Origin of the sequence: Mixta hanseatica, assembly GCF_023517775.1 — a bacterium.
Classification (GTDB): domain Bacteria; phylum Pseudomonadota; class Gammaproteobacteria; order Enterobacterales; family Enterobacteriaceae; genus Mixta; species Mixta hanseatica.
In genome coordinates, this window is sequence record NZ_CP082904.1 from 92572 (window position 1) to 114209 (window position 21638).

General features: G+C 57.1%; 18 protein-coding genes. 10 read left to right on the plus strand and 8 right to left on the minus strand.

Translation table 11 applies throughout. The features are described from left to right. Window positions 1–52: 52 nt before the first annotated feature. Genes xylH through xylF form a run of 3 tightly spaced genes read right to left on the minus strand, consistent with a single transcriptional unit; the run spans window position 53 to window position 3791 of the window. Window positions 53–1228 (minus strand): xylose ABC transporter permease XylH, encoded by a 1176-nt coding sequence (gene xylH / locus K6958_RS00470; protein WP_249892847.1) that lies wholly within the window; start codon window positions 1226–1228, stop codon window positions 53–55. After that, window positions 1221–2753, minus strand: coding sequence for a xylose ABC transporter ATP-binding protein (locus K6958_RS00475; RefSeq protein WP_249892848.1), 1533 nt, complete (start codon window positions 2751–2753; stop codon window positions 1221–1223). The genes xylH and K6958_RS00475 overlap by 8 nt, the downstream gene beginning before the upstream one ends. Before the next feature lie 45 nt (window positions 2754–2798). Then, the gene (gene xylF / locus K6958_RS00480; RefSeq protein WP_249892849.1) at window positions 2799–3791 is read right to left on the minus strand and encodes a D-xylose ABC transporter substrate-binding protein; all 993 of its coding nucleotides are present in this window, start codon (window positions 3789–3791) and stop codon (window positions 2799–2801) included. A gap of 362 nt (window positions 3792–4153) precedes the next feature. Between xylF and xylA the strand changes: the two genes are divergently transcribed. From xylA to K6958_RS00520, 8 genes are all read left to right on the plus strand, one after another. Next, the gene (gene xylA, locus K6958_RS00485; protein WP_249892850.1) at window positions 4154–5473 is read left to right on the plus strand and encodes a xylose isomerase; all 1320 of its coding nucleotides are present in this window, start codon (window positions 4154–4156) and stop codon (window positions 5471–5473) included. A 21-nt stretch (window positions 5474–5494) separates the two neighbouring features. Further along, window positions 5495–6961 (plus strand): xylulokinase, encoded by a 1467-nt coding sequence (xylB, locus tag K6958_RS00490; protein ID WP_249892851.1) that lies wholly within the window; start codon window positions 5495–5497, stop codon window positions 6959–6961. A 404-nt stretch (window positions 6962–7365) separates the two neighbouring features. After that, window positions 7366–8349: an autoinducer 2 ABC transporter substrate-binding protein gene (locus K6958_RS00495; RefSeq protein ID WP_249892852.1), complete on the plus strand. Its 984-nt coding sequence runs from the start codon at window positions 7366–7368 to the stop codon at window positions 8347–8349. 95 nt (window positions 8350–8444) lie between these two features. Next, on the plus strand, window positions 8445–9953 hold the full coding sequence (locus K6958_RS00500) for a sugar ABC transporter ATP-binding protein (RefSeq protein WP_249892853.1): 1509 nt from the start codon (window positions 8445–8447) through the stop codon (window positions 9951–9953). Then, window positions 9946–10932: an ABC transporter permease gene (locus K6958_RS00505; RefSeq protein ID WP_249892854.1), complete on the plus strand. Its 987-nt coding sequence runs from the start codon at window positions 9946–9948 to the stop codon at window positions 10930–10932. The genes K6958_RS00500 and K6958_RS00505 overlap by 8 nt, the downstream gene beginning before the upstream one ends. Before the next feature lies 1 nt (window position 10933). After that, window positions 10934–11887 (plus strand): ABC transporter permease, encoded by a 954-nt coding sequence (locus K6958_RS00510; RefSeq protein ID WP_249892855.1) that lies wholly within the window; start codon window positions 10934–10936, stop codon window positions 11885–11887. 16 nt (window positions 11888–11903) lie between these two features. Then, on the plus strand, window positions 11904–13541 hold the full coding sequence (locus K6958_RS00515; RefSeq protein ID WP_249892856.1) for an FGGY-family carbohydrate kinase: 1638 nt from the start codon (window positions 11904–11906) through the stop codon (window positions 13539–13541). Further along, on the plus strand, window positions 13538–14137 hold the full coding sequence (locus K6958_RS00520) for a KpsF/GutQ family sugar-phosphate isomerase (protein WP_249892857.1): 600 nt from the start codon (window positions 13538–13540) through the stop codon (window positions 14135–14137). Before K6958_RS00515 ends, K6958_RS00520 begins: the two co-directional genes overlap by 4 nt. Before the next feature lie 5 nt (window positions 14138–14142). Here K6958_RS00520 and K6958_RS00525 read toward each other — a convergent pair whose 3' ends face one another. After that, window positions 14143–15138 (minus strand): acyltransferase, encoded by a 996-nt coding sequence (locus K6958_RS00525; RefSeq protein WP_249892858.1) that lies wholly within the window; start codon window positions 15136–15138, stop codon window positions 14143–14145. Between the two features lie 224 nt (window positions 15139–15362). Between K6958_RS00525 and glyQ the strand changes: the two genes are divergently transcribed. Together glyQ and glyS are read left to right on the plus strand one after the other, a co-directional pair. Further along, window positions 15363–16274, plus strand: coding sequence for a glycine--tRNA ligase subunit alpha (glyQ, locus tag K6958_RS00530; RefSeq protein ID WP_249892859.1), 912 nt, complete (start codon window positions 15363–15365; stop codon window positions 16272–16274). A gap of 9 nt (window positions 16275–16283) precedes the next feature. Next, window positions 16284–18353, plus strand: coding sequence for a glycine--tRNA ligase subunit beta (glyS, locus tag K6958_RS00535; protein ID WP_249892860.1), 2070 nt, complete (start codon window positions 16284–16286; stop codon window positions 18351–18353). Between the two features lie 110 nt (window positions 18354–18463). On the opposite strand, the gene K6958_RS00540 is transcribed toward glyS, so the two are convergent. From K6958_RS00540 to fdxH, 4 genes are all read right to left on the minus strand, one after another. Continuing rightward, window positions 18464–19087: a glutathione S-transferase gene (locus K6958_RS00540; RefSeq protein WP_249892861.1), complete on the minus strand. Its 624-nt coding sequence runs from the start codon at window positions 19085–19087 to the stop codon at window positions 18464–18466. A 68-nt stretch (window positions 19088–19155) separates the two neighbouring features. After that, window positions 19156–20085 carry a formate dehydrogenase accessory protein FdhE gene (gene fdhE / locus K6958_RS00545; RefSeq protein WP_249892862.1) on the minus strand — a complete coding sequence of 310 codons (930 nt, stop codon included), beginning with the start codon at window positions 20083–20085 and terminating at the stop codon, window positions 19156–19158. Then, complete coding sequence (gene fdoI / locus K6958_RS00550; protein ID WP_249894752.1) at window positions 20085–20735, minus strand: formate dehydrogenase cytochrome b556 subunit; 651 nt, start codon at window positions 20733–20735, stop codon at window positions 20085–20087. Before fdoI ends, fdhE begins: the two co-directional genes overlap by 1 nt. Beyond that, window positions 20735–21634, minus strand: a complete 900-nt coding sequence (gene fdxH, locus K6958_RS00555; protein WP_249892863.1) for a formate dehydrogenase subunit beta — start codon at window positions 21632–21634, stop codon at window positions 20735–20737. Before fdxH ends, fdoI begins: the two co-directional genes overlap by 1 nt. Window positions 21635–21638: the final 4 nt, after the last annotated feature.

A 21638-nucleotide genomic window follows, 5' to 3' on the forward strand; every position in this document is an offset into this window, starting at 1 on the left:
GCGAAACCAGCAGCAGAAAAAAATTGATGAGCCCTGTGATCTGCTTCGACGATTACACGCGCCGCCGGGTGGCGGAATCCATCCATACCGCCAACAGCAGGATGGCGCCCTTAACGATGTACTGCCAGAACGTCGGCACATCCATCATGCTCATACCGTTGTCCAGCGACGCCATGATAAAGGCGCCCATCACCGCGCCCGCGACTGAACCGATACCGCCCGCCAGGCTGGTGCCGCCGATCACGCAGGCGGCGATAGCGTCCAGCTCGGCGATATTCCCCGCCGAAGGCGAACCCGCGCCCAGGCGCGAACTCAGGATCAATCCCGCCACCGCTACCAGCAGGCCGTTAATGGCAAACACCGCCATTTTGTTGCGCGCGACGTTGATGCCGGACAGGCGCGCCGCATCAAGGTTGCCGCCAATCGCGTAGATACGCCGGCCAAACGCGGTGCGCGTCGCCATAAACATCCCGGCCAGCATCAGCAAGGCCAGCAGCAACACCGGCGTGGGTACGCCGCGATAGTCGTTCAGCAGCCAGATCGCGCCCAGCACCAGCAGCGCGGTAATCGTCTGACGCGTTACCGCGCTGCGGGCTGGCGATTGCTCCAGCCCCATCTGCTGGCGCCGCAGCCGCAGCCGCCACTGCCAGGCGATAAACAGGCCGAGGCCGATCACGCCAAAGCCGAAGCCGATGCCGTCCGGCAGATAGCTTTGACCGATTTGCGACATCGCCGGGCTGGTGGGCGCGACCGTCGTGCCGTTGGTGATCCCCACCAGCACGCCGCGAAACGCCAGCATCCCGGCCAGGGTAACGATAAAGGAGGGGACTTTACGGTAGGCGACCCACCATCCGTTCCAGGCGCCCAGCAGCAGGCCGAGCGCCAGCGTCACCACAATTGTCAACGGCAGCGGCCAGCCCAGCCAGACGTCGAAAATCGCCGCCGCGCCACCCAGCAGCCCCATCATCGAGCCAACCGACAGGTCGATCTCCGCAGAGATAATCACAAACACCATCCCCACCGCCAGAATGCCGGTGATTGCCGTCTGGCGCAGCAGGTTAGAAACGTTGCGCGCGCTGAGGTAAGCGCCGTCGGTCATCCAGGTAAAAAACAGCATGATCACCACGATAGCGGCCAGCATTACCAGCACCTGGAGGTTAAGCAGGCGCAGCTTGCCCGGCGCGCCGCCGCCGCTGGCGGGCAGCATAGCGGTATTGGTTTTAAGCATAATGTTCACTCCGCAGAGCCGCTTCCATCACCTGTTCCTGCGTCAGGTTATGGTTCGGCAAGTCAGCTTTGATTTGTCCTTCGTGCATCACCAGTACGCGATCGCTTAATCCCAGTACTTCCGGCAGCTCGGAAGAGATCACAATAATGGCGATGCCCTGTTGCACCAGTTGGTGGATCAACTTGTAAATCTCAACGCGCGCGCCAATATCGATGCCGCGCGTAGGCTCGTCCAGAATCAATATTTGCGGGTTAAGCAGCAGGCATTTGGCGATCACCGCCTTCTGCTGGTTGCCGCCGCTGAGACGACCTACCGCCAGTTCGGCGGAAGAGGTTTTCACCCGCAGCTGACGAATAGACTGGCTAATGGCCACCTGTTCGCGCGCCTCATCCAGCACGGAAAACGGGCTGCTAAACTGGCCGAGCGCCGCCAGCGTGATATTTTTCCCTACGCCCAGCAGCGGCACGATGCCATCTTTCTTTCGATCTTCCGGCACCATGGCGATGCCGTGATGGATCGCCTGCTGGCAGTCCCAGCGGCGCGGGTTAACCTGATAATCTTTGATCGTTACCTGGCCTTCCCAGCGCCCGGGCCACAAGCCGGTAAGGCATTGAACGGTCTCGGTGCGTCCGGCGCCGACCAGCCCGGCGATGCCAAGAATTTCCCCGCGCCGCAGCGTAAAGGAGACATTATTCACCCGCCGCAGATGGCGATTAACCGGATGCCAGGCGGTCAGGTTCTCTACGCGTAGGATCTCTTCGCCCTGTTGATGCGGCTCACGTGGATAGAGCGCGGTCAGTTCGCGTCCGACCATCATGGTGATAATGTCGTCTTCACTCAGCCCCTCTGCCGGGCGGGTAGCGATATGCTTGCCGTCGCGAATCACGCAGATGGTGTCGGATATCGCTTTCACCTCGTTAAGCTTGTGCGAGATATAAACGCAGGCGATGCCGTGATCGCGCAGATCCTTGACGATCTCCAGCAGCACGCCGGTTTCCTGTTCGGTAAGGGAGGAGGTGGGCTCATCCAGAATCAGCAGGCGCACCTGTTTATTCAGCGCCCGAGCGATTTCAACCAGCTGCTGCTGACCAATGCCCAGCTCACCGACGCGCGTATGCGGTGAAATATCCAGCTTGACCTGCTGCAATAGCCGCTGGCAGCGTAGCGCCATGGTTTCATCATCCACTACGCCGCCGCGGCTGATTTCACTGCCGAGAAAGATGTTTTCCAGCACCGTCAGCTGCCGGACCAGCGCCAGCTCTTGATGAATGATCACGATGCCTTTGCGCTCGGTATCGCGGATAGTGGCGGGGCGCAGCGGTTCGCCGGAAAACAGGATCTCGCCCTGATAGTCGCCTGCTGGATAGAGGCCGCACAGCACCTTCATCAGCGTAGATTTACCGGAACCGTTTTCGCCGCACAGCGATACCACCTCGCCCGGCTCAAGGCGCAAAGAAATATCGTCTACGGCCTTTACGGCGCCGAAGCGCTTGGTAATGTTTTTCATTTCCAGTAGCGTGGTCATGACGTTCTCCAGCAAGGGCATTGCCGCCGGGCGGCGGCAGCGCTCTTAGAGTTCACTCTTTTTATGGAAGCCGTCGGCGACGACGGTGCTGTCGATATTGCTCTTATCAACCGGAACGGGCGTTAGCAGCCAGGCGGGAACCTCTTTTTTGCCGTTATTGAGCGTGGCGTTGGACTGCGGCTGTTTATCATTACCGAGTTCAACGGCAATTTTCGCCGCGTCGTCGGCCAGTTTGCTGATCGGTTTATACACCGTCATGGTTTGCGTGCCGTTCATGATGCGCTTAATGGCCGCCAGATCCGCATCCTGCCCGGAAATAGCCACTTTGCCCGCCAGTCCCTGGGCGGAAAGCGCCTGAATCGCGCCGCCGGCGGTGGCGTCATTAGAGGCGACGACCGCATCAATATGGTTATTATTGGCGGTCAGGGCGTTTTCCATAATTTTCAGCGCATTTTCCGGCAGCCAGGCGTCAACCCACTGGTCACCGACCACTTTAATTTTACCTTGCTCAATCAGTGGCTTAAGCACTTTCATTTGCCCGGCGCGGAACAGGCGGGCATTATTATCCACCGGCGAGCCACCCATCAAAAAATAATTGCCCTGCGGCACCTGCTTAACCAGACTTTGCGCCTGAAGTTCGCCCACTTTTTCATTATCAAAAGAGATATAAAAATCAATATCGGCATTATTAACCATGCGATCGTAAGCCAGTACTTTAATGCCTTCCTGCTTTGCTTCGGCAATCACATTACTTAATACCTGCCCGTTGTAGGGAATAATAACCAGCACGTCGACGCCGCGATTAATCATATTTTCAATTTGCGCCATCTGGGTTTCTTCGCTGCCGTTGGCAGACTGGACAAATACGCTGGCGCCCAGCGCTTCAGCCTTTTTGACGAAAATATCGCGATCTTTTTGCCAGCGCTCAAGGCGCAGATCGTCAATAGCCATGCCGATCTTAACCTCTTTAGCGTTGCCGGCGTGGCTAAACAGCGCCAGCGCGGCGCAAACGGCCAGTAAAGTCTGTTTCATTTTCATCATCATTACCCTGTAGGTTGAGGTGTTTTTATCGGAACGTTCCTGAACGGGCTGAGGGATTCTTGACTTGAGTGCCTGCTTTCTTCAATTACAGATTTTTATCCCGGCGTTACGTTTTTTGGTTTATTGCTGGTTTTATGATGGCGATCGATTTTTTAAGGTAAGGATTATTAAGCAAGGTTATTTTTTTGCGCGTTGATACGCGGGAAAGGGGACAGAACGCCTTATTTTGCGAGCTGACGCACAGTTAATAATTATCTTAACGACGGTGTGAAATAACGTAATTGAGAGAGAGGCGGACGCTTATCAGAATAGAGCCATCTTCGCTGACCATTTCCGGTCAACTTGTTAAGGAGTAAACGATGCAGGCTTATTTCGATCAGATTGAACGCATTAGCTATCAGGGGCCGGACAGCAGCGATCCGCTGGCATTTCGTCACTATAATCCTGGGGAGATCCTGCTGGGCAAAACCATGGCGGACCATCTGCGCTTCGCTGCCTGCTACTGGCATACCTTCTGCTGGACCGGCGTGGATATGTTTGGCGTTGGGGCATTCGACCGTCCGTGGCAAAAGGCGGGCGATGCGCTGGAGATGGCGAAACGCAAAGCCGATGTCGCCTTTGAATTTTTCTATAAGCTGAACGTGCCGTTTTACTGCTTCCATGATGTGGATGTCTCGCCGGAAGGCGATTCGCTGAAAAGCTATCAACACAATCTGGCGTTAATGACTGAGGTACTGCAGCAGAAACAGCAGCAAACCGGCGTGAAGCTGCTGTGGGGCACCGCAAACTGCTTTACCCATCCTCGTTACGGCGCGGGCGCTGCCTCCAACCCCGATCCGGAAGTGTTCGCCTGGGCCGCCAGCCAGGTATGCAGCGCCATGCAGGCGACGCATCAGCTCGGCGGGGAAAACTATGTGTTGTGGGGCGGACGCGAAGGCTATGAAACCCTGCTGAATACCGACCTGCGTCAGGAGCGCGAGCAGTTGGGCCGCTTTATGCAAATGGTGGTAGAGCATAAACATAAAACCGGCTTCCAGGGCACGCTGCTGATCGAGCCGAAGCCGCAGGAGCCGACCAAACATCAATATGACTACGATGTAGGCACCGTTTATGGCTTCCTGAAGCAGTTTGGCCTGGAAAAAGAGATTAAAGTTAATGTGGAGGCGAACCATGCCACGCTGGCGGGCCACAGCTTCCACCATGAAATCGCTACCGCTATTGCACTGGGCATCTTCGGCTCGGTGGACGCCAACCGCGGCGATCCGCAGCTGGGCTGGGATACCGATCAGTTCCCAAACAGCGTCGAAGAAAATGCGCTGGTGATGTATGAAATTATCAAGGCGGGCGGCTTCTCCACCGGCGGGCTGAACTTTGACGCCAAAGTGCGGCGTCAGAGCACCGACAAATACGATCTGTTCTATGGCCATATCGGCGCGATGGATACCATGGCGCTGGCGTTAAAGGTCGCGGCGCGCATGATTGAAGCCGGCGAGCTGGATCGCCGCGTCGCGCAGCGCTACAGCGGCTGGAACGGCGAACTGGGCCAGCAGATCCTGCAGGGGGAGATGTCGCTGGCGGCGTTGGCCTCCCATGCGGCACAGCATCAGTTTAATCCACAGCATCAGAGCGGGCGTCAGGAGCAGTTAGAAAACCTGGTGAACAGCTGGCTGTATCGTTAATTAATCAAAGGGAAGCGCAGCATGGTTATCGGCATCGATTTAGGCACCTCCGGCGTAAAGGCGGTGTTGCTGAACGACGAAGGCGAAGTGATTGCGAGCCAGACGGAAAAGCTTACGGTTTCCCGTCCGCAGCCGCTGTGGAGCGAGCAGGATGCCGATAGCTGGTGGCAGGCGACCGATAAGGCGATGCAGGCGCTGCGTCAGCAGCATGCGCTGAGCCAGGTACAGGCCATTGGCCTGAGCGGGCAGATGCATGGCGCAACGTTGCTGGATGCGCAACATCAGCCGCTGCGTCCGGCGATTTTATGGAACGACGGACGCAGCCTGGCCCAGTGCCAACAGCTGGAAGAGGCGGTGCCCGACGCGCGCAAGATTACCGGCAATCTGATGATGCCGGGCTTTACCGCGCCGAAGCTGCTGTGGGTAAAGCAGCATGAGCCGGCGATCTTCGCGCGTATCGCTAAGGTGCTGTTGCCAAAGGATTATCTGCGCTGGCGGCTGACCGGCGATTTCGCCAGCGATATGTCCGACGCGGCCGGCACCCTGTGGCTGGATGTGGCGCAGCGCCGCTGGAGTGAAACGTTGCTTAACGCCTGTGGGCTAACCCTGGCGCAGATGCCGACGCTGTTTGAAGGCAACCAGGTCACCGGCTATTTGCAGCCGCAGCTGGCGCAGCGTTGGGGAATGGAAAGCGTCCCGGTGGTGGCGGGCGGCGGCGATAATGCCGCTGGCGCCGTCGGCACTGGAATGATTAACGCCGGGCAGGGCATGCTCTCGCTGGGCACCTCCGGCGTTTATTTCGTGGTAAGCGACGGTTTTCTGGCGAATCCGGAAAGCGCGGTACACAGCTTTTGCCATGCGCTGCCGGATCGCTGGCATCTGATGTCGGTAATGCTCAGCGCCGCTGCCTGTCTGGACTGGGCCGCCGCGCTTACCCATTGCGCTGATGTGCCCGCGCTGCTGGCCGAAGCCGAACGCGCGCGCGCGGATGTGCCGCCGCTGTTCTTCTTGCCCTATCTTTCCGGCGAGCGCACGCCGCACAATAATCCACAGGCGAAAGGGGTCTTTTTTGGGCTGACGCATCAGCACGGTAGGCCGGAGCTGGCGCAGGCGGTGCTGGAGGGGGTAGGGTATGCGCTGGCGGAAGGAATGGATGCGGTACACGCCTGCGGTATCAGGCCATCGAGCATTATGCTGATCGGCGGCGGCGCACGCAGCGCTTACTGGCGACAGATGCTGGCGGATATTAGCGGACAAACGCTGGATTATTGCCACGGCGGCGATATCGGTCCCGCGCTGGGTGCCGCGCGTCTGGCACAACTGGCGCTGCACCCGGAACAGCCGCCGGAGGCGCTGTTACCTGCGCTACCGTTAGCGCAGCGCCATCAGCCCGATGCGCAGCGCCATCAGTGCTATCAGGCGCGGCGGGCGCATTTTGCCAAAATTTATCAACAGCTGGCATCGCTGATGGATACCGCGTCGCTGTAAGCCTTTACGACTACGAAGGCTCAGCTGCGTCATGGCGCGCAGTTAGACCGGGCCTTCGTATTGATACTGCCGTCCCATTTTATCGTTTCAGTTCACACTCCAGCAATTTAGTTACCCGCCTGCTACAGGTAAACCCACCTTTTTATCCTCGGCGTCGCGTTCAATGATAATAAAATGTTAAATATATGTTTAAATAAAATCATTATTTAACATCTTTGCGCGGCGGTAAGCCGCATGTCAGGAAAATTAAGCAGTAAAATTAACTTTTATTTAACCTAAAAGATCGCAGTATTCAACAAATGTAATCATTGATCACATTTCAATCAATTTCGATTCATGCTCTCTTCCCTTCGTTGATAACCTCCTTGCCAAGACATGCCTCGGTCCCCAAAAAAGGTAGAACTATGAAACTCAAACTTGCCCTGGTCAGCGCCGCCCTGATTTCTGCATGCATGTTGTCTGGTACTTCCGCAGCGGCGGAAAGATATGAAATTGCCGTGGTGGCTAAAGTCACCGGTATCCCCTGGTTTAACCGCATGGAAACTGGCGTCAACGAAGCGGCTAAGAAACTGAACGTTAACGCTTATCAAACCGGACCCGCTACCCCCGATCCGGCGCAACAGGTGAAAGTGATCGAAGATCTGATCGCCAAAAACGTCAATGCCATCATCGTGGTGCCAAACGATGCCAAAGTGCTGGAGCCGGTGCTGAAAAAAGCGCGCGATAAAGGCATTGTCGTGCTGACGCATGAATCGCCCGATCAGCAGATCGGCCAGTGGGATATTGAAACTATCGACAGCGAAAAATATGCCCAGGCCAATATGGATGAGCTGGCAAAAGAGATGGGCAGCAAAGGCGGCTACGCCATTTACGTAGGCTCATTGACCGTGCCGCTGCACAACGCCTGGGCTGATTACGCCATCAAATATCAGAAAGAAAAATATCCGCAGATGTTTGAAGTGACTTCTCGTCTGCCGGTGGCGGAAAGCATCGATAAATCCTACGCCACCACGCTGGATTTGATGAAAACCTACCCGCAAATGAAAGGCATCATCGGCTTTGGATCGCTCGGCCCTATTGGCGCAGGCCAGGCGGTGCAGAAGAAACGCGCAAAAGAGAAACTGGCCGTGGTGGGCATCGCGATGCCTGCACAGGCGGCGCCCTATCTGATGCGCGGCGATATCAAAAAAGCGCTGTTGTGGGATCCGAAAGATGCCGGCTACGCGCTGGTGACCGTTGCTGACCAACTGTTACAGGGCAAAGACGTGACCGCCGATCTGACCATTGATGAATTAGGGAAAGCGGATGTCGATACCGAGAAGAAGGTGATCCGCTTTAACAAGATCCTCGAAGTCACGAAGGATAACGCTAAAACACTTGGTTTCTGAACCTTCCCTTCGCCAACCGACACGCCGGCCGTCTGGCCGGCAATATCAAAAGAGACATTTTAGCGTCCGGATGGGCGCTTCCAGGGGTATTGTCAATGACAGACGCCACCGCATTTATCACTCTTGAGAATATCAGCAAGCAATTTCCCGGCGTGCTGGCGCTGGATAAGGTGAACCTGTCGCTGCAAAAAGGCGAAGTTCACTGTCTGGCGGGGCAGAACGGCTGCGGTAAAAGCACCATTATTAAAGTGATCTCCGGGGTTTATCATCCCGAAAAAGGGGCGCGCATGCTGCTGGATGGCAAACTATTCCATCATCTGACGCCACAGCTCTCCAGCCATTACGGCATTCAGGTAATTTACCAGGATCTTTCGCTGTTCCCTAACTTCAGCGTGGCGGAGAACATCGCGGTTAACCGTTATCTGCCCGGCGGCGATATCTGGGTGCGTCGCGGCGCAATGAAACAGCAGGCGCTGGCGGCGATGAAACGCATTGGGGTCAGGCTCGATCCGGATAAAAAAGTCGAAAAACTCTCTATTGCCGATCGCCAACTGGTGGCTATTTGTCGCGCTATTGCCGCCGATGCCCGTCTGGTGATTATGGATGAACCGACCGCCTCCCTGACGCGGCAAGAGGTTAACGGCCTGCTAAGGGTGGTTAACGAACTGAAAGCCGCTGGCATCTGCGTGGTGTTTGTCAGCCACCGTCTGGATGAAGTGATGGAAGTGGCGGACCGTATTAGCGTCATGCGTGACGGCAAGCTGGTCGGCACTTTTCCAGCGGCGGAACTGAACAGTCATGAACTGGCGTTCCTGATGACAGGACAACGCTTCCACTATAGCCCTCTCCCCGAAAAACCGCCTGCCGAACAGGCGCCGATGCTGGAACTGCATGGCTTAAGCCGCAAAGGCAAATACCACAATATTAACTTATCGCTGCGTAGTGGAGAGATTGTCTCTATTGTCGGCCTGCTGGGCGCCGGACGTACTGAACTCTGTTTAAGCCTGTTTGGCATGACGCAGCCGGAGAGCGGAGAAATTCGCATTAACGGCCGGGCGGTCACGCTGCGCAATAACCGTGATGCGATAAAGCATGGGATCGGCTACGTCTCAGAGGATCGTCTGACGCAGGGGCTGATCATGGAGCAGTCGATCTACGACAACACCCTTGTTACGGTCTTCGATCGGCTGCATACCCGCAGCGGCCTGCTCGATCGTCGCAAAGCGCGCAGGCTGGTGGCCGATCTGATTGGCGAGCTGAATATCAAAGTTTCCGATCCGCACCTGCCGGTGAAAACCCTCTCCGGCGGTAATGCGCAAAGGATAGCCATCGCTAAATGGGTCGCCACCGACCCGCGCATCTTAATTCTCGATTCGCCTACGGTCGGCGTGGATATCGCCAACAAAGAGGGGATTTATCAGATTGCCCGCAAGCTGGCGGAGCAGGGGCTGGCGGTGCTGATGATTTGCGATGAAATTCCGGAAGCTTATTACAACAGCCATCGCGTGCTGGTGATGCGTCGCGGCGAACTGGTGGCGGAGTTTAATCCTCATCGCTGTACGGAACAGGAGATTGCTGAAGTGGTTGAGGTGATCCATGAATAATCGTCTTTCCCATATCGCCGGGCAGCACGAGTTCTGGCTTGGACTGCTGGTTATCGCGCTTGGCGTTGGATTAAGCGTCAGCACTGATGAGTTCCTCTCGCTGGGCAACCTGACGGATGTCGCTACCAGCTATGCCATCCTGGGCATCCTCGCCTGCGGCCTGTTTGTGGTGCTGATTTCCGGCGGGATCGATATTTCGTTTCCGGCCATCACCGCCATTGCGCAGTATGTAATGGCAAGCTGGATCATCGCTCACGGCGGCAACTTCGCGCTGGCGCTGGTGATGTCTATCGCCGTTGGGCTGCTGCTTGGGCTGGTTAACGGCTTTCTGGTTTACTGGCTGCGCGTGCCGGCAATTATCATTACCATCGCCACGCTGAATGTCTATTACGGGCTGTTGGTCTACGCCACCAAAGGCACCTGGCTGTATGGCTTCCCGGACTGGTTTATGAATGGCATTAACTGGTTCTCCTTCACCGCCGCCGACGGCTACGACTATGGCCTTACTCTGCCGCTGTTGTGCCTGGCGGGCACGATTATTGTTACCGCGCTGTTGATGAACTACACCCGTCTCGGTCGTCAGATCTACGCGATGGGCGGCAACCGTGATGCAGCTTCGCGCCTGGGGTTGAACCTGCTAAAGCTGCATTTTTACGTCTACGGCTATATGGGCATTCTCGCCGGGATCGCCGCCGTGGTACAGGCGCAGATTACCCAGTCCGTTGCGCCGAACTCGCTGCTTGGCTTTGAGCTGACGGTACTGGCGGCGGTGGTGCTGGGCGGCACCAGCATGACCGGCGGCCGCGGTACCCTGACCGGTACCCTGCTGGGCGTTGTTCTGCTGGCCTTTTTGCAAAACGGCCTGACGCTGCTTAGCGTCTCCTCTTACTGGCACACTGTATTCAGCGGCGCCATTATCCTGGTCAGTATCAGCGCCACGGCCTGGAATGAAAAACGCAAACTTGCAAGGGAGCTTTGAGATGAAACCATTCGCCAGATTTTTACCCGGTGATGCCATCATCCGTCTGCAATGCGTGATCATTATCGCGGTTGCGCTGGCTTTCGCACTGCTGCTGGGCGGCCGGTTTTTTAGCGTCGCCAACTTTCAATCTATCGGCTCGCAGCTGCCGATCCTGGGCATGCTGGCGTTGGGCATGGGCATAACCATGCTAACCGGCGGCATTAACCTGTCGATTATCGCCGGGGCTAACAGCTGCTCGCTGGTAATGGCGGCGATTATCGTTAGCCATCCTGATAACCCGCTGTTTCTGCTGCTGGCGCTGCTGGCGGGGATGGCGGTGGCAGTCGCTATCGGCACGCTGAACGGGGCGCTGATCGCCTGGGTCGGCGTCTCGCCGATTCTCGCCACGCTGGGCACTATGACGCTGATTTCCGGCCTGAATATCCTGCTTTCCGACGGCACGGTGATTTCAGGTTTTCCAGCGGCGATTCAGTTCCTCGGCAACGCGACGGTTGTCGGCATTCCCGTCGCGCTGTTGCTCTTCCTGGTGGTGGCGCTGCTGCTGTGGGTGCTGCTGGAACATACCACGCTGGGCCGCAGCATTTACCTGGTCGGCTCTAATGAACAGGCGACCCGCTACAGCGGTGTGAATACCGTGCGCGTGCAGATTGCGGTGTATGTCATTTCTGCGCTGCTCGGCTGGGTAGCCGCCATTTTGATGATGGCGAAATTCAATTCGGCGAAGGCCGGCTATGGCGAATCGTACCTGCTGGTCACCATTCTTGCGTCGGTGCTTGGCGGCATCAACCCCGATGGCGGTTTTGGCCGCATCGTCGGTCTGGTGCTGGCGCTAGTGGTGCTACAGATGCTGGAAAGCGGTTTTAACCTGCTGGGGATCAGCAGTTATCTGACGATGGCGCTCTGGGGCACCGTTCTCATTCTTTTTATCGCATTACAGAACCGTAAAGCCTGATTTCAGGAGAAAAAATATGGCGAGTTACTTCATTGGTGTAGATGTGGGAACCGGAAGCGCCCGGGCTGGCGTGTTTGATCTGCATGGTAGAATGGTCGGTCAGGCCAGCCGGGCGATTGAAATTTATCGTCCGCAGGCTGATTTCGTCGAGCAGTCTTCCGACAATATCTGGCAGGCGGTCTGTAATGCGGTGCGCGATGCGGTAAACCAGGCGGATATTAATCCCATTCAGGTGAAAGGGCTGGGATTTGACGCGACCTGCTCGCTGGTAGTGCTGGATAAAGAGGGGAAGCCGCTGAGCATCAGCCCTTCCGGGCGCAGCGAGCAGAATATTATCGTCTGGATGGATCATCGGGCAATTACCCAGGCCGATCGTATTAATGCGCTGCATCATCGGGTACTGGATTATGTCGGCGGCATTATCTCGCCGGAAATGCAGACGCCGAAACTGCTGTGGCTGAAACAGCATATGCCGAACACCTGGGCCAACGCCGGTTACTACTTTGATCTGCCGGACTTTCTCACCTGGCGCGCCACGGGTGACGATACGCGCTCGCTCTGCTCTACCGTCTGTAAGTGGACCTATATGGGCCATGAAGATAAATGGGACGCCAGCTATTTTCGCCAGATTGGGCTGGAGGATTTGCTGGAGCACGATGCGGAAAAAATTGGCCGTTACGTAAAAACCATGGGGGAACCGCTCGGATATGGATTGACGCAGCGTGCCGCCAGCGAAATGGGGCTGATCCCCGGTACGGCGGTCAGCGTGTCGATTATCGATGCGCATGCCGGCACGCTCGGCACGCTCGGTGCCTGCGGCGTTTCCGGCGAGGTCGCGGATTTCGATCGCCGCATCGCGCTGATTGGCGGCACGTCAACGGGCCATATGGCTATCTCCAGGCAACCGCGTTTTATCAACGGCGTTTGGGGGCCATACTACTCGGCGGTGTTGCCGGAATACTGGCTCAATGAGGGCGGTCAGTCGGCCACCGGCGCGTTAATCGATCATATTATTCAGTCGCATCCCTGCTATGAATCCCTGCTGGCGCAGGCGAAAACCCAGGGACAAACCATTTACGAATTGCTCAATGCGCTGCTGCGTAAAATGGCCGGCGAGCCGGAAAATATCGCCTTCCTGACGCGGGATATTCATATCTTGCCTTACTTTCACGGCAACCGCTCGCCGCGTGCCAACCCCACCTTAACCGGTGTCATTAGCGGGCTTAAGTTGTCACGCACGCCGGAAGATATGGCGCTGCACTATCTGGCGACGATTCAGGCTATCGCGCTGGGGACGCGCCATATCATTGAAACCATGAACCAGAGCGGCTATGCCATCGATACCATTATGGCCAGCGGCGGCGGCACTAAAAATCCGGTGTTTGTGCAGGAGCACGCCAATGCCACCGGTTGCGCCATGCTGTTGCCGGAAGAGAGCGAAGCGATGCTGCTGGGTAGCGCCATGATGGGCACCGTTGCGGCAGGGGTTTTCGACTCCTTTCCGGAGGCGATGTCGCTAATGAGCCGTATCGGTAAAACGGTTACGCCGCAGACTAACCACATCAAGCGCTACTACGATCGCAAGTATCAGGTATTTCATGAGATGTATCAGGACCATATGAAGTACCGTCAGCTGATGCAGGAGGGCGCATGAACCCTTCATGGCAGCAGGCCACCGATGTATGGCGCCTTTACAGCGAAGCGCTGAATGCGCTGGAGCAGCATTTAACCGAGCCGCTCTGGGCAGCATTGCTGGCAGAGCTGCGCGGCTGTAAAGGGAAGATAGTGGTGACGGGCGTGGGCACATCGGGCATTGCGGCGCGGAAAATCGCCCACATGCTGGCCTGCGTCGAGCGTCCGGCCATTTACCTTAACGCCACCGATGCCGCTCATGGCGATCTCGGCTTTTTAGACGGCGACGATCTGATGATTATGCTCTCGCGCGGCGGCAACTCTGATGAACTGACCCGGCTGCTGCCTGCACTGGCGGCGAAAAAGGTGCCCTTGATCAGCGTAACTGAAAATCCCGCGTCGGCGATTGCCCGCGCCGCCCGGCTGGTTATCTCAACCGGCGTGCAGCGCGAGGCCGATCCGCTAAATATGCTCGCCACCACCTCAATTGTTCTGGTGCTGGCGATATTCGATGCGGCCTGCGCCTGTCTGATGAGCGAAAGCGGCTATTCGCATCAGACGCTGCTGGCGGTACATCCGGGCGGCGATGTCGGGCTAACGCTCAGCCAGAAAAAATAGTCTGCTTAACTCACCAGATGGCGCCGATCGAGGCGGCGCAGCGCCAGCGCCAGCAGCAGGCTGCCCGCCAGCGTAACGCTGAAAACCAGCGCGATATCCAGCAGCGGCCACTGCTTATGATCCAGATAGTGTGTCCGCATAAAGTGGATAAACAGCGCGTGAAAGCCGTAGATCGGCAGAGAATTGCGTGAGATCAGCGCCAGTGCCGGCAGCGGCTGGCTCAGGCAGTTTTTAAACAGCACAAACAGGCTCAGCGCGCCGATAAACACCAGCGGCCCGCAGTAGAGATACCAGAGATCGGAGAAAGCGCCGTTAATATGCAGCTCTTTTTTGGTACCGACTGAGATGCCCGCCACGCAGACGATAAACAGCAGCGCCGCCAGCCAGCTTACGCCGCGCCGTTCGGTATGCATGGTGCCAAGCGCGCGGCCCAGCAGGGCATACAGCAGATAATAGATGCTGTCGCCGCTGATATAGAGGTTAATCGGCAGCCATTGAAAGCGGCCGGTCGCCTGGTCGGCGGTATTGGGGTTCGCCAGCACCGCTGCCACCAGCACCATGATGATGACGTAGCGCGCCGTGATGGGTTTCACCTGAATCAGCGGCGAGAACAGATAGATAGTGATAATCGCAAAGAAAAACCACAGGTGATAAAAAACCGGTTTTTGCAACAGATGCAGCAGCGAGAGCGTCTCGCTGATCGGCGTTAGCAGGGTGATATAGAGCAGCGCCACGGCGCTGTAAAACAGTAGGCAGAGCACAATGCGCAGAAAGTGGCGCGGCTGCGCGCTGCGTTCGCCAAAAAACAGGTAGCCGGAAATCATAAAGAATAGCGGAACGCAGACGCGCGACGTGGAATTCAGCAAATTTGCGCTATCCCAGGCGGATTCCGCGACCTGACCGCTGTTAGTGATATACCAGGTGGTGGTATGAATCATGATGACCATCAGGCAGGCCACCGCACGTAAATTATCTATCCAGCCAATCTTTTGCGCCGACATTTTTTCCTCATAAAGCGAGCACTTACGCTTATCAGGGTAGCCAGGCCACCGCGCTTCAACAACTTTCCGCCCGTTGGATTCAGATTTCACCCGCCCGTCGTCCGTCTTTGAACCCTAATGAAACAAAGCGGCAGCCAGACGAGATCACAGGCTGCATAACGCCCGGTCAAAGGGTATACTGACGCACACTTTTTTAACTCACCCGTATCGCGTGCGAATTCAACATGCAAAAGTTTGATACCAAGACCTTTCAGGGCCTGATCCTGACCTTGCAGGATTACTGGGCGCGTCAGGGCTGCACCATCGTTCAACCGCTGGACATGGAAGTAGGCGCTGGCACTTCTCACCCGATGACCTGCCTGCGAGCGCTGGGCCCGGAGCCTATCGCCGCTGCCTATGTGCAGCCTTCACGCCGTCCTACCGACGGGCGCTACGGGGAAAACCCGAACCGTCTGCAGCACTATTACCAGTTCCAGGTGATCATTAAGCCGTCGCCGGACAACATTCAGGAGCTCTATCTTGGCTCGCTGAAAGAGCTGGGCATCGATCCTGGCGTTCACGATATCCGCTTCGTGGAAGATAACTGGGAAAACCCGACGCTGGGCGCCTGGGGTCTCGGTTGGGAAGTCTGGCTGAACGGCATGGAGGTGACGCAGTTCACCTATTTCCAGCAGGTTGGCGGCCTGGAGTGCAAACCGGTTACCGGCGAAATCACCTACGGCCTGGAGCGTCTGGCGATGTATATCCAGGGCGTTGACAGCGTTTACGATCTGGTCTGGAGCGACGGCCCGCTGGGTAAAACCACCTACGGTGACGTGTTCCATCAGAACGAAGTGGAGCAGTCCACCTATAACTTCGAATATGCCGACGTAGATTTCCTTTTCACCTGCTTCGAGCAGTATGAAAAAGAGGCGCAGAAGCTGCTGGCGCTGGAAAAACCGCTGCCGCTGCCGGCCTACGAGCGCATTCTAAAAGCGGCGCACAGCTTTAACCTGCTGGATGCCCGCAAAGCGATCTCGGTTACTGAACGTCAGCGTTATATTCTGCGCATTCGCACCCTGACCAAAGCCGTGGCTGAAGCCTACTACGCCTCCCGCGAGGCGCTGGGCTTCCCGATGTGCAATAACAACAAATAAGAGGCAGCCATGACTGACAAAACTTTTCTGGTGGAAATCGGCACCGAAGAGCTGCCACCCAAGGCGCTACGCAACCTGGCGGAATCTTTTGCCGCTCAGCTGACCGCTGAACTGGATAGCGCCGGCCTCGCTCACGGCGAGGTGACGTGGTACGCCGCGCCGCGCCGTCTGGCGCTGAAGGTCGCCAATCTGAGCGCGGCTCAGCCGGATCGCGAAATCGAAAAACGCGGCCCGGCGATCGCCGCGGCTTTTGACGCCAGCGGCGCGCCGACCAAAGCGGCTGAAGGCTGGGCGCGCGGCTGTGGTATCACCGTCGATCAGGCCGAGCGCCTGAAAACCGACAAGGGCGAATGGCTGATGTATCGCGCTCAGGTGCAGGGCGAAAGCGCGCAAAAACTGCTGCCGGGCATGATCGCCGCGGCGCTGGCTAAGCTGCCGGTGCCGAAGCTGATGCGTTGGGGCGACAGCGACGTGCAGTTTGTGCGTCCGGTGCATACCGTTACCCTGCTGCTGGGCGACGAGCTGATTCCGGCCACCATTTTAGGTATCGAATCAGGCCGCACGCTGCGCGGACATCGCTTTATGGGCGAGCCAGAGTTCACCATCGATCACGCCGACCAATATCCGGAGATTCTGGAGACGCGCGGCAAAGTGATGGCGGATTACGACGCGCGTAAAGCCAAAATCAAAGCGGACGCCGAAGCGGCGGCACGTCAGATCGGCGGCAACCCGGATCTGAGCGACAGCCTGCTGGAAGAGGTAACCTCACTGGTGGAATGGCCGGTGGTGCTAACCGCTACCTTTGAGGAAAAATTCCTCGCGGTGCCGGCAGAAGCGCTGGTCTACACCATGAAAGGCGATCAGAAATATTTCCCGGTTTACGGCAACGACGGCAAACTGCTGCCGCACTTTATCTTTGTCGCTAACGTAGAATCGAGCGATCCGCAGCAGATTATCGCCGGTAATGAGAAGGTGGTGCGTCCGCGTCTGGCCGATGCCGAATTCTTCTTTAATACCGACCGCAAAAAGCGTCTGGAAGATAACCTGCCGCGTCTGGAAACCGTACTGTTCCAGCAGCAGCTGGGCACGCTGCGCGATAAGACTGACCGCATTCAGGCGCTGGCGGGCTGGATTGCCGCCCAGATCGGTGCTGACGTCAACATGGCGACCCGTGCCGGCCTGCTCTCCAAGTGCGACCTGATGACCAATATGGTGTTTGAGTTTACCGACACCCAGGGCGTGATGGGCATGCACTACGCACGTCATGACGGCGAAGCGGAAGAAGTTGCCGTGGCGCTGAATGAGCAGTATCAGCCGCGTTTCGCCGGCGACGATCTGCCATCAAGCCCGGTCGCCTGCGCGCTGGCGATCGCCGATAAGATGGATACGCTGGCCGGCATCTTCGGCATTGGACAGCATCCGAAAGGCGATAAAGACCCGTTTGCGCTGCGCCGTGCCGCGCTGGGCGTGCTGCGTATCATTGTTGAAAAGCATCTGCCGCTGGATCTGCAAACCCTGACTGAAGAAGCGGTGCGCCTGTATGGCAGCAAGCTGAGCAACGAGAAGGTAGTGGATGAGGTAATCGACTTTATGCTGGGTCGCTTCCGCACCTGGTATCAGGAAGAGGGCCACAGCGTCGATACGATTCAGGCGGTGCTGGCGCGTCGTCCAACCCGCCCGGCCGATTTCGATGCGCGCATGAAGGCGGTTTCGCACTTCCGCACGCTGGAGGATGCCGCAACGCTGGCCGCCGCCAACAAGCGCGTCTCTAACATTCTGGCAAAAGCCACCGAGCCGCTGAATAGCAGCGTGCAGGCGTCGCTGCTGAAAGAGAATGAAGAGATCAAGCTGGCGACCTTCGTCACCGCGCTGGAAAGCAAGCTGCAGCCGTGGTTCGCTGAAGGGCGTTATCAGGATGCGCTGATCGAGCTGGCGCAGCTGCGCGAGGCAGTGGATAACTTCTTCGATAAAGTGATGGTGAACGCTGAAGATCCGGCGGTGCGTATTAACCGCCTGACGCTGCTGGCGAAGCTGCGTCAGCTGTTCCTGCAGGTAGCGGATATCTCCCTGCTGCAGTAACCGCGCTTTTGCGATGAATCACGCCGGGCCATCCTTACGGGTTGCCCGGCGTAAGCGACTGCCTGTTCACCGCGTATTGAGGCTGTTTGTACCGGGGCGCAATGATTTAATCAGGCAATGTGCGCAGCGGCGGGCGGCACCGTACGGGCAAAACTTTCGCGCTGAAACATTTTTTCTACCAGCTTCACCAGCGCCGGGCGATTAACGCACCAGCTCGGCGCCACATGGCGAAAATTAAGATAGCCAATAGCGCAGGCGGCAGCGATATCCGCCAGATTGATCTGTTCGCCGTTCAGCCAGGTTTGGCTTGCCGCTTCGCGCTCCAGGGCATCCAGCCCGCGCTGGATTTTATGGCGCTGGCGCAGCATTTCCTCCGGCGACTGCTGTTCGATCGGGCGTAGCTGCTCACGTACGATAATCAGCGCCGCATCGCAGATACCATCGGCCAGCGTTTCCAGCTGCCTGACCTTGACCGCCGAAAACGCCTCTTCCGGCAACAGTTTTGGCGCCTGAGGCAGGGTTTCCAGCCGTGCGGCGATAATCGACGAGTTATACCAGCACTCACCGTGATCATCGACCAGCGCCGGAACTTTGCCTAACGGATTGTACTGTGGAACCTGACTCTCTTCGGTCCAGGGTGATTCGTTAACAAACTCAAAAGTCAGGCCCTTTTCCAGCATTATCACGGAAATCTTACGCACATAGGGGCTGGTGTAATTGCCGATAAGCTTCATAAGGGTCATTTCCTGCCAGCGAATAGTTAAAATGGCCAGACCCTTTACCGTGGCCTGACCGTAAGCATTTAATCGGTACCGGGAAACAAAAACGGGTTAAGGCTGCTGCGGGCAAAGCCTTCCTGCTCCATGCGCGCATCCAGAATCAGCGAGGCGAGATCGTCCGCCACCGGCTCAACCGCCGGATCCTTCTCCTGCCACAGCATTTTCAGGTAGGTGCCGCAGTCGCCGCAACTTTCCGCTTTGATCGCCGCCTGCTCGTTCTCCAGCGACCAATAGTGCAAATCGCGCGTCTGTTCGCAGTTAGTGCATTTGGCGCGCAGTACATACCATTCGCTTTCGCACAGGTTGCAGTGCAGATAACGCAGGCCGCCGCCCTGGGTGCCCATATGCACCACGCTGGATACCGGCACGCTGTTGCAAACCGGGCAAAACTGTCGCTGTTCGCCATACTCAGCGCGCGCCTTGCCGGGGATCAACGCCGCCATTTGCGCCCAGTAAACCGACAGCGCCGCCCAGATAAAGGGCGCTTTGTCGCTGCTTACCTGAGCGAAATCATGCTCCAGCAGGGCAGAGGCCAAAGCATCCAGTTCCGGCGCCGAGGTTTTTTCCAGGTTCTCCAGCACCGCCAGCGCCTGACCGGTCATCTCCGGCTTCAGTTCGGCAATCAGCGAATGCAGCAGACGCTGCCAGTGAGGATCGCGCGATAAGGTGTGAATATCCAGCGGCGGCTTCCCGCTGGCGGCGGTCTCTACCAGGCGGGCATGAAGGTCCATATGCAGCGGATGATCGTAAAGCACGATTTCCTGCGCTTCGGCAATAAAAGCGGCAAAGCGCAGATAGTCGCCCAGCGGATTTTTTTCCGCCAGCTGGCGCAGACGCGCGCTCCGGCGGCTGTATAAATTTTTCAGCCTGGGGAAAAGTAACGGCGGAATCATATCCGCCGTGGTTTTGTCGCTCTTCTCCAGCTGTTCTTGCGGGATGATGCGAATAGTCATCAGGGACGTTTTTCCTGTTTTGTCGGTTGGCTCTGCTGTTCACGCACAGCACGATACCAGCGCGGATGGTGCTGCTTTGCCCACAGCGGCGTTACCCAACCTTCCACCATGGCGGTTAGCGTGCCTTTGACCCACAGCGCGGCATAAATATGCACCATAATCACCACGATCAGGCCCACCGCCGCCAGCGAATGCACCAGTAAGGCCAGCCGAATCAGCGGAATGGGAAAGGCAGCGGCAAAGTAAGGACGCCAGATGACAATACCACTCGCCAGCAGCAGCAGCAGACTGATGATAGCAGCCCAGAATACACACTTCTGCCCAAAATTATAACGGCCGGTATCGCCGACCTCCTCATTCATGGCAACTTTATGGATATTTTTTGCCCAATCGAGGTCGTCACGGTTAACCAGGTTGTGCTTCCAGTAGCGGAAAAACATCAGCATAAAGGCGAGGAACATCGCAACGCCGATAAAGGGATGCAGAATGCGCGCCAGCTGCGGTGTGCCGAGCAGATTTAACAGCCAGTTAAACGATGGGAAGAAAAAGCCCAGGCCGCTAACGGCGGCGAACATAAAGCAGAACGCCACAATCCAGTGATTGATGCGTTCCGGTGCGCTGTAACGCACGATCAGGTCGCGTTTTTTCATCATTTCCGATCCTCTTTTTCTTGCTGAGCGTCATCCTCATCTTCTTTGACACGGTTCGGGCCGACCCCCACGTAATGGAAGAGCGAACCGGCAAACGTCGCCGCGAAGCCAATAGCCGCCAGCGGTTTCCAAATCCCTTTCCAGAAACTGACCGTCGGGCTGATACAGGGATTTTCCGGCAGGCCGTGATAAAGCTGTGGTTTGTCGGCATGATGCAATACGTACATCACGTGCGTCCCGCCAACGCCTGGCGGATCGTAAAGACCGGCATTTTGATAGCCGCGCGTTTTCAGCTCATCGACGCGCTCTGCCGCCAGCTGCTGCATCTCCGCTTTGCTGCCGAAGTGGATAGCGCCGGTAGGGCAGGTTTTCACGCAGGCAGGTTCCTGGCCGGCGGTCACGCGATCGACGCACAGGGTGCATTTGTAAACACGGTTATCTTCCTTGTTCAGACGCGGCACATTGAAAGGACAGCCCGCAATACAGTAGCCGCAGCCAATGCAGTGCTCAGACTGAAAATCGACGATGCCGTTAGCGTACTGAATGATGGCGCCTTCAGCCGGACAGGCTTTCAGACAGCCCGGATCGGCGCAGTGCATACAGCCATCTTTGCGGATCAGCCACTCCAGCTTGCCGTTCTCTTCCACTTCCGAGAAGCGCATCACCGTCCAGGCTTTGGCGGTCATATCGATCGGGTTATCGTACACCCCGATATTCGTGCCGGGTTCTTCCCGAATATCATTCCACTCGGAACAGGCGACCTGGCAGCCTTTACAGCCGATGCAAGTCGTTACGTCGATCAGCTTCGCCACTTCCTGTTGATGGTCACGCACCTGCGGCGGCGGCGTTAAACCATTGGTCGCGGAGCGGCGAATAATGTCTTGCGATTGATAAGCCATAATC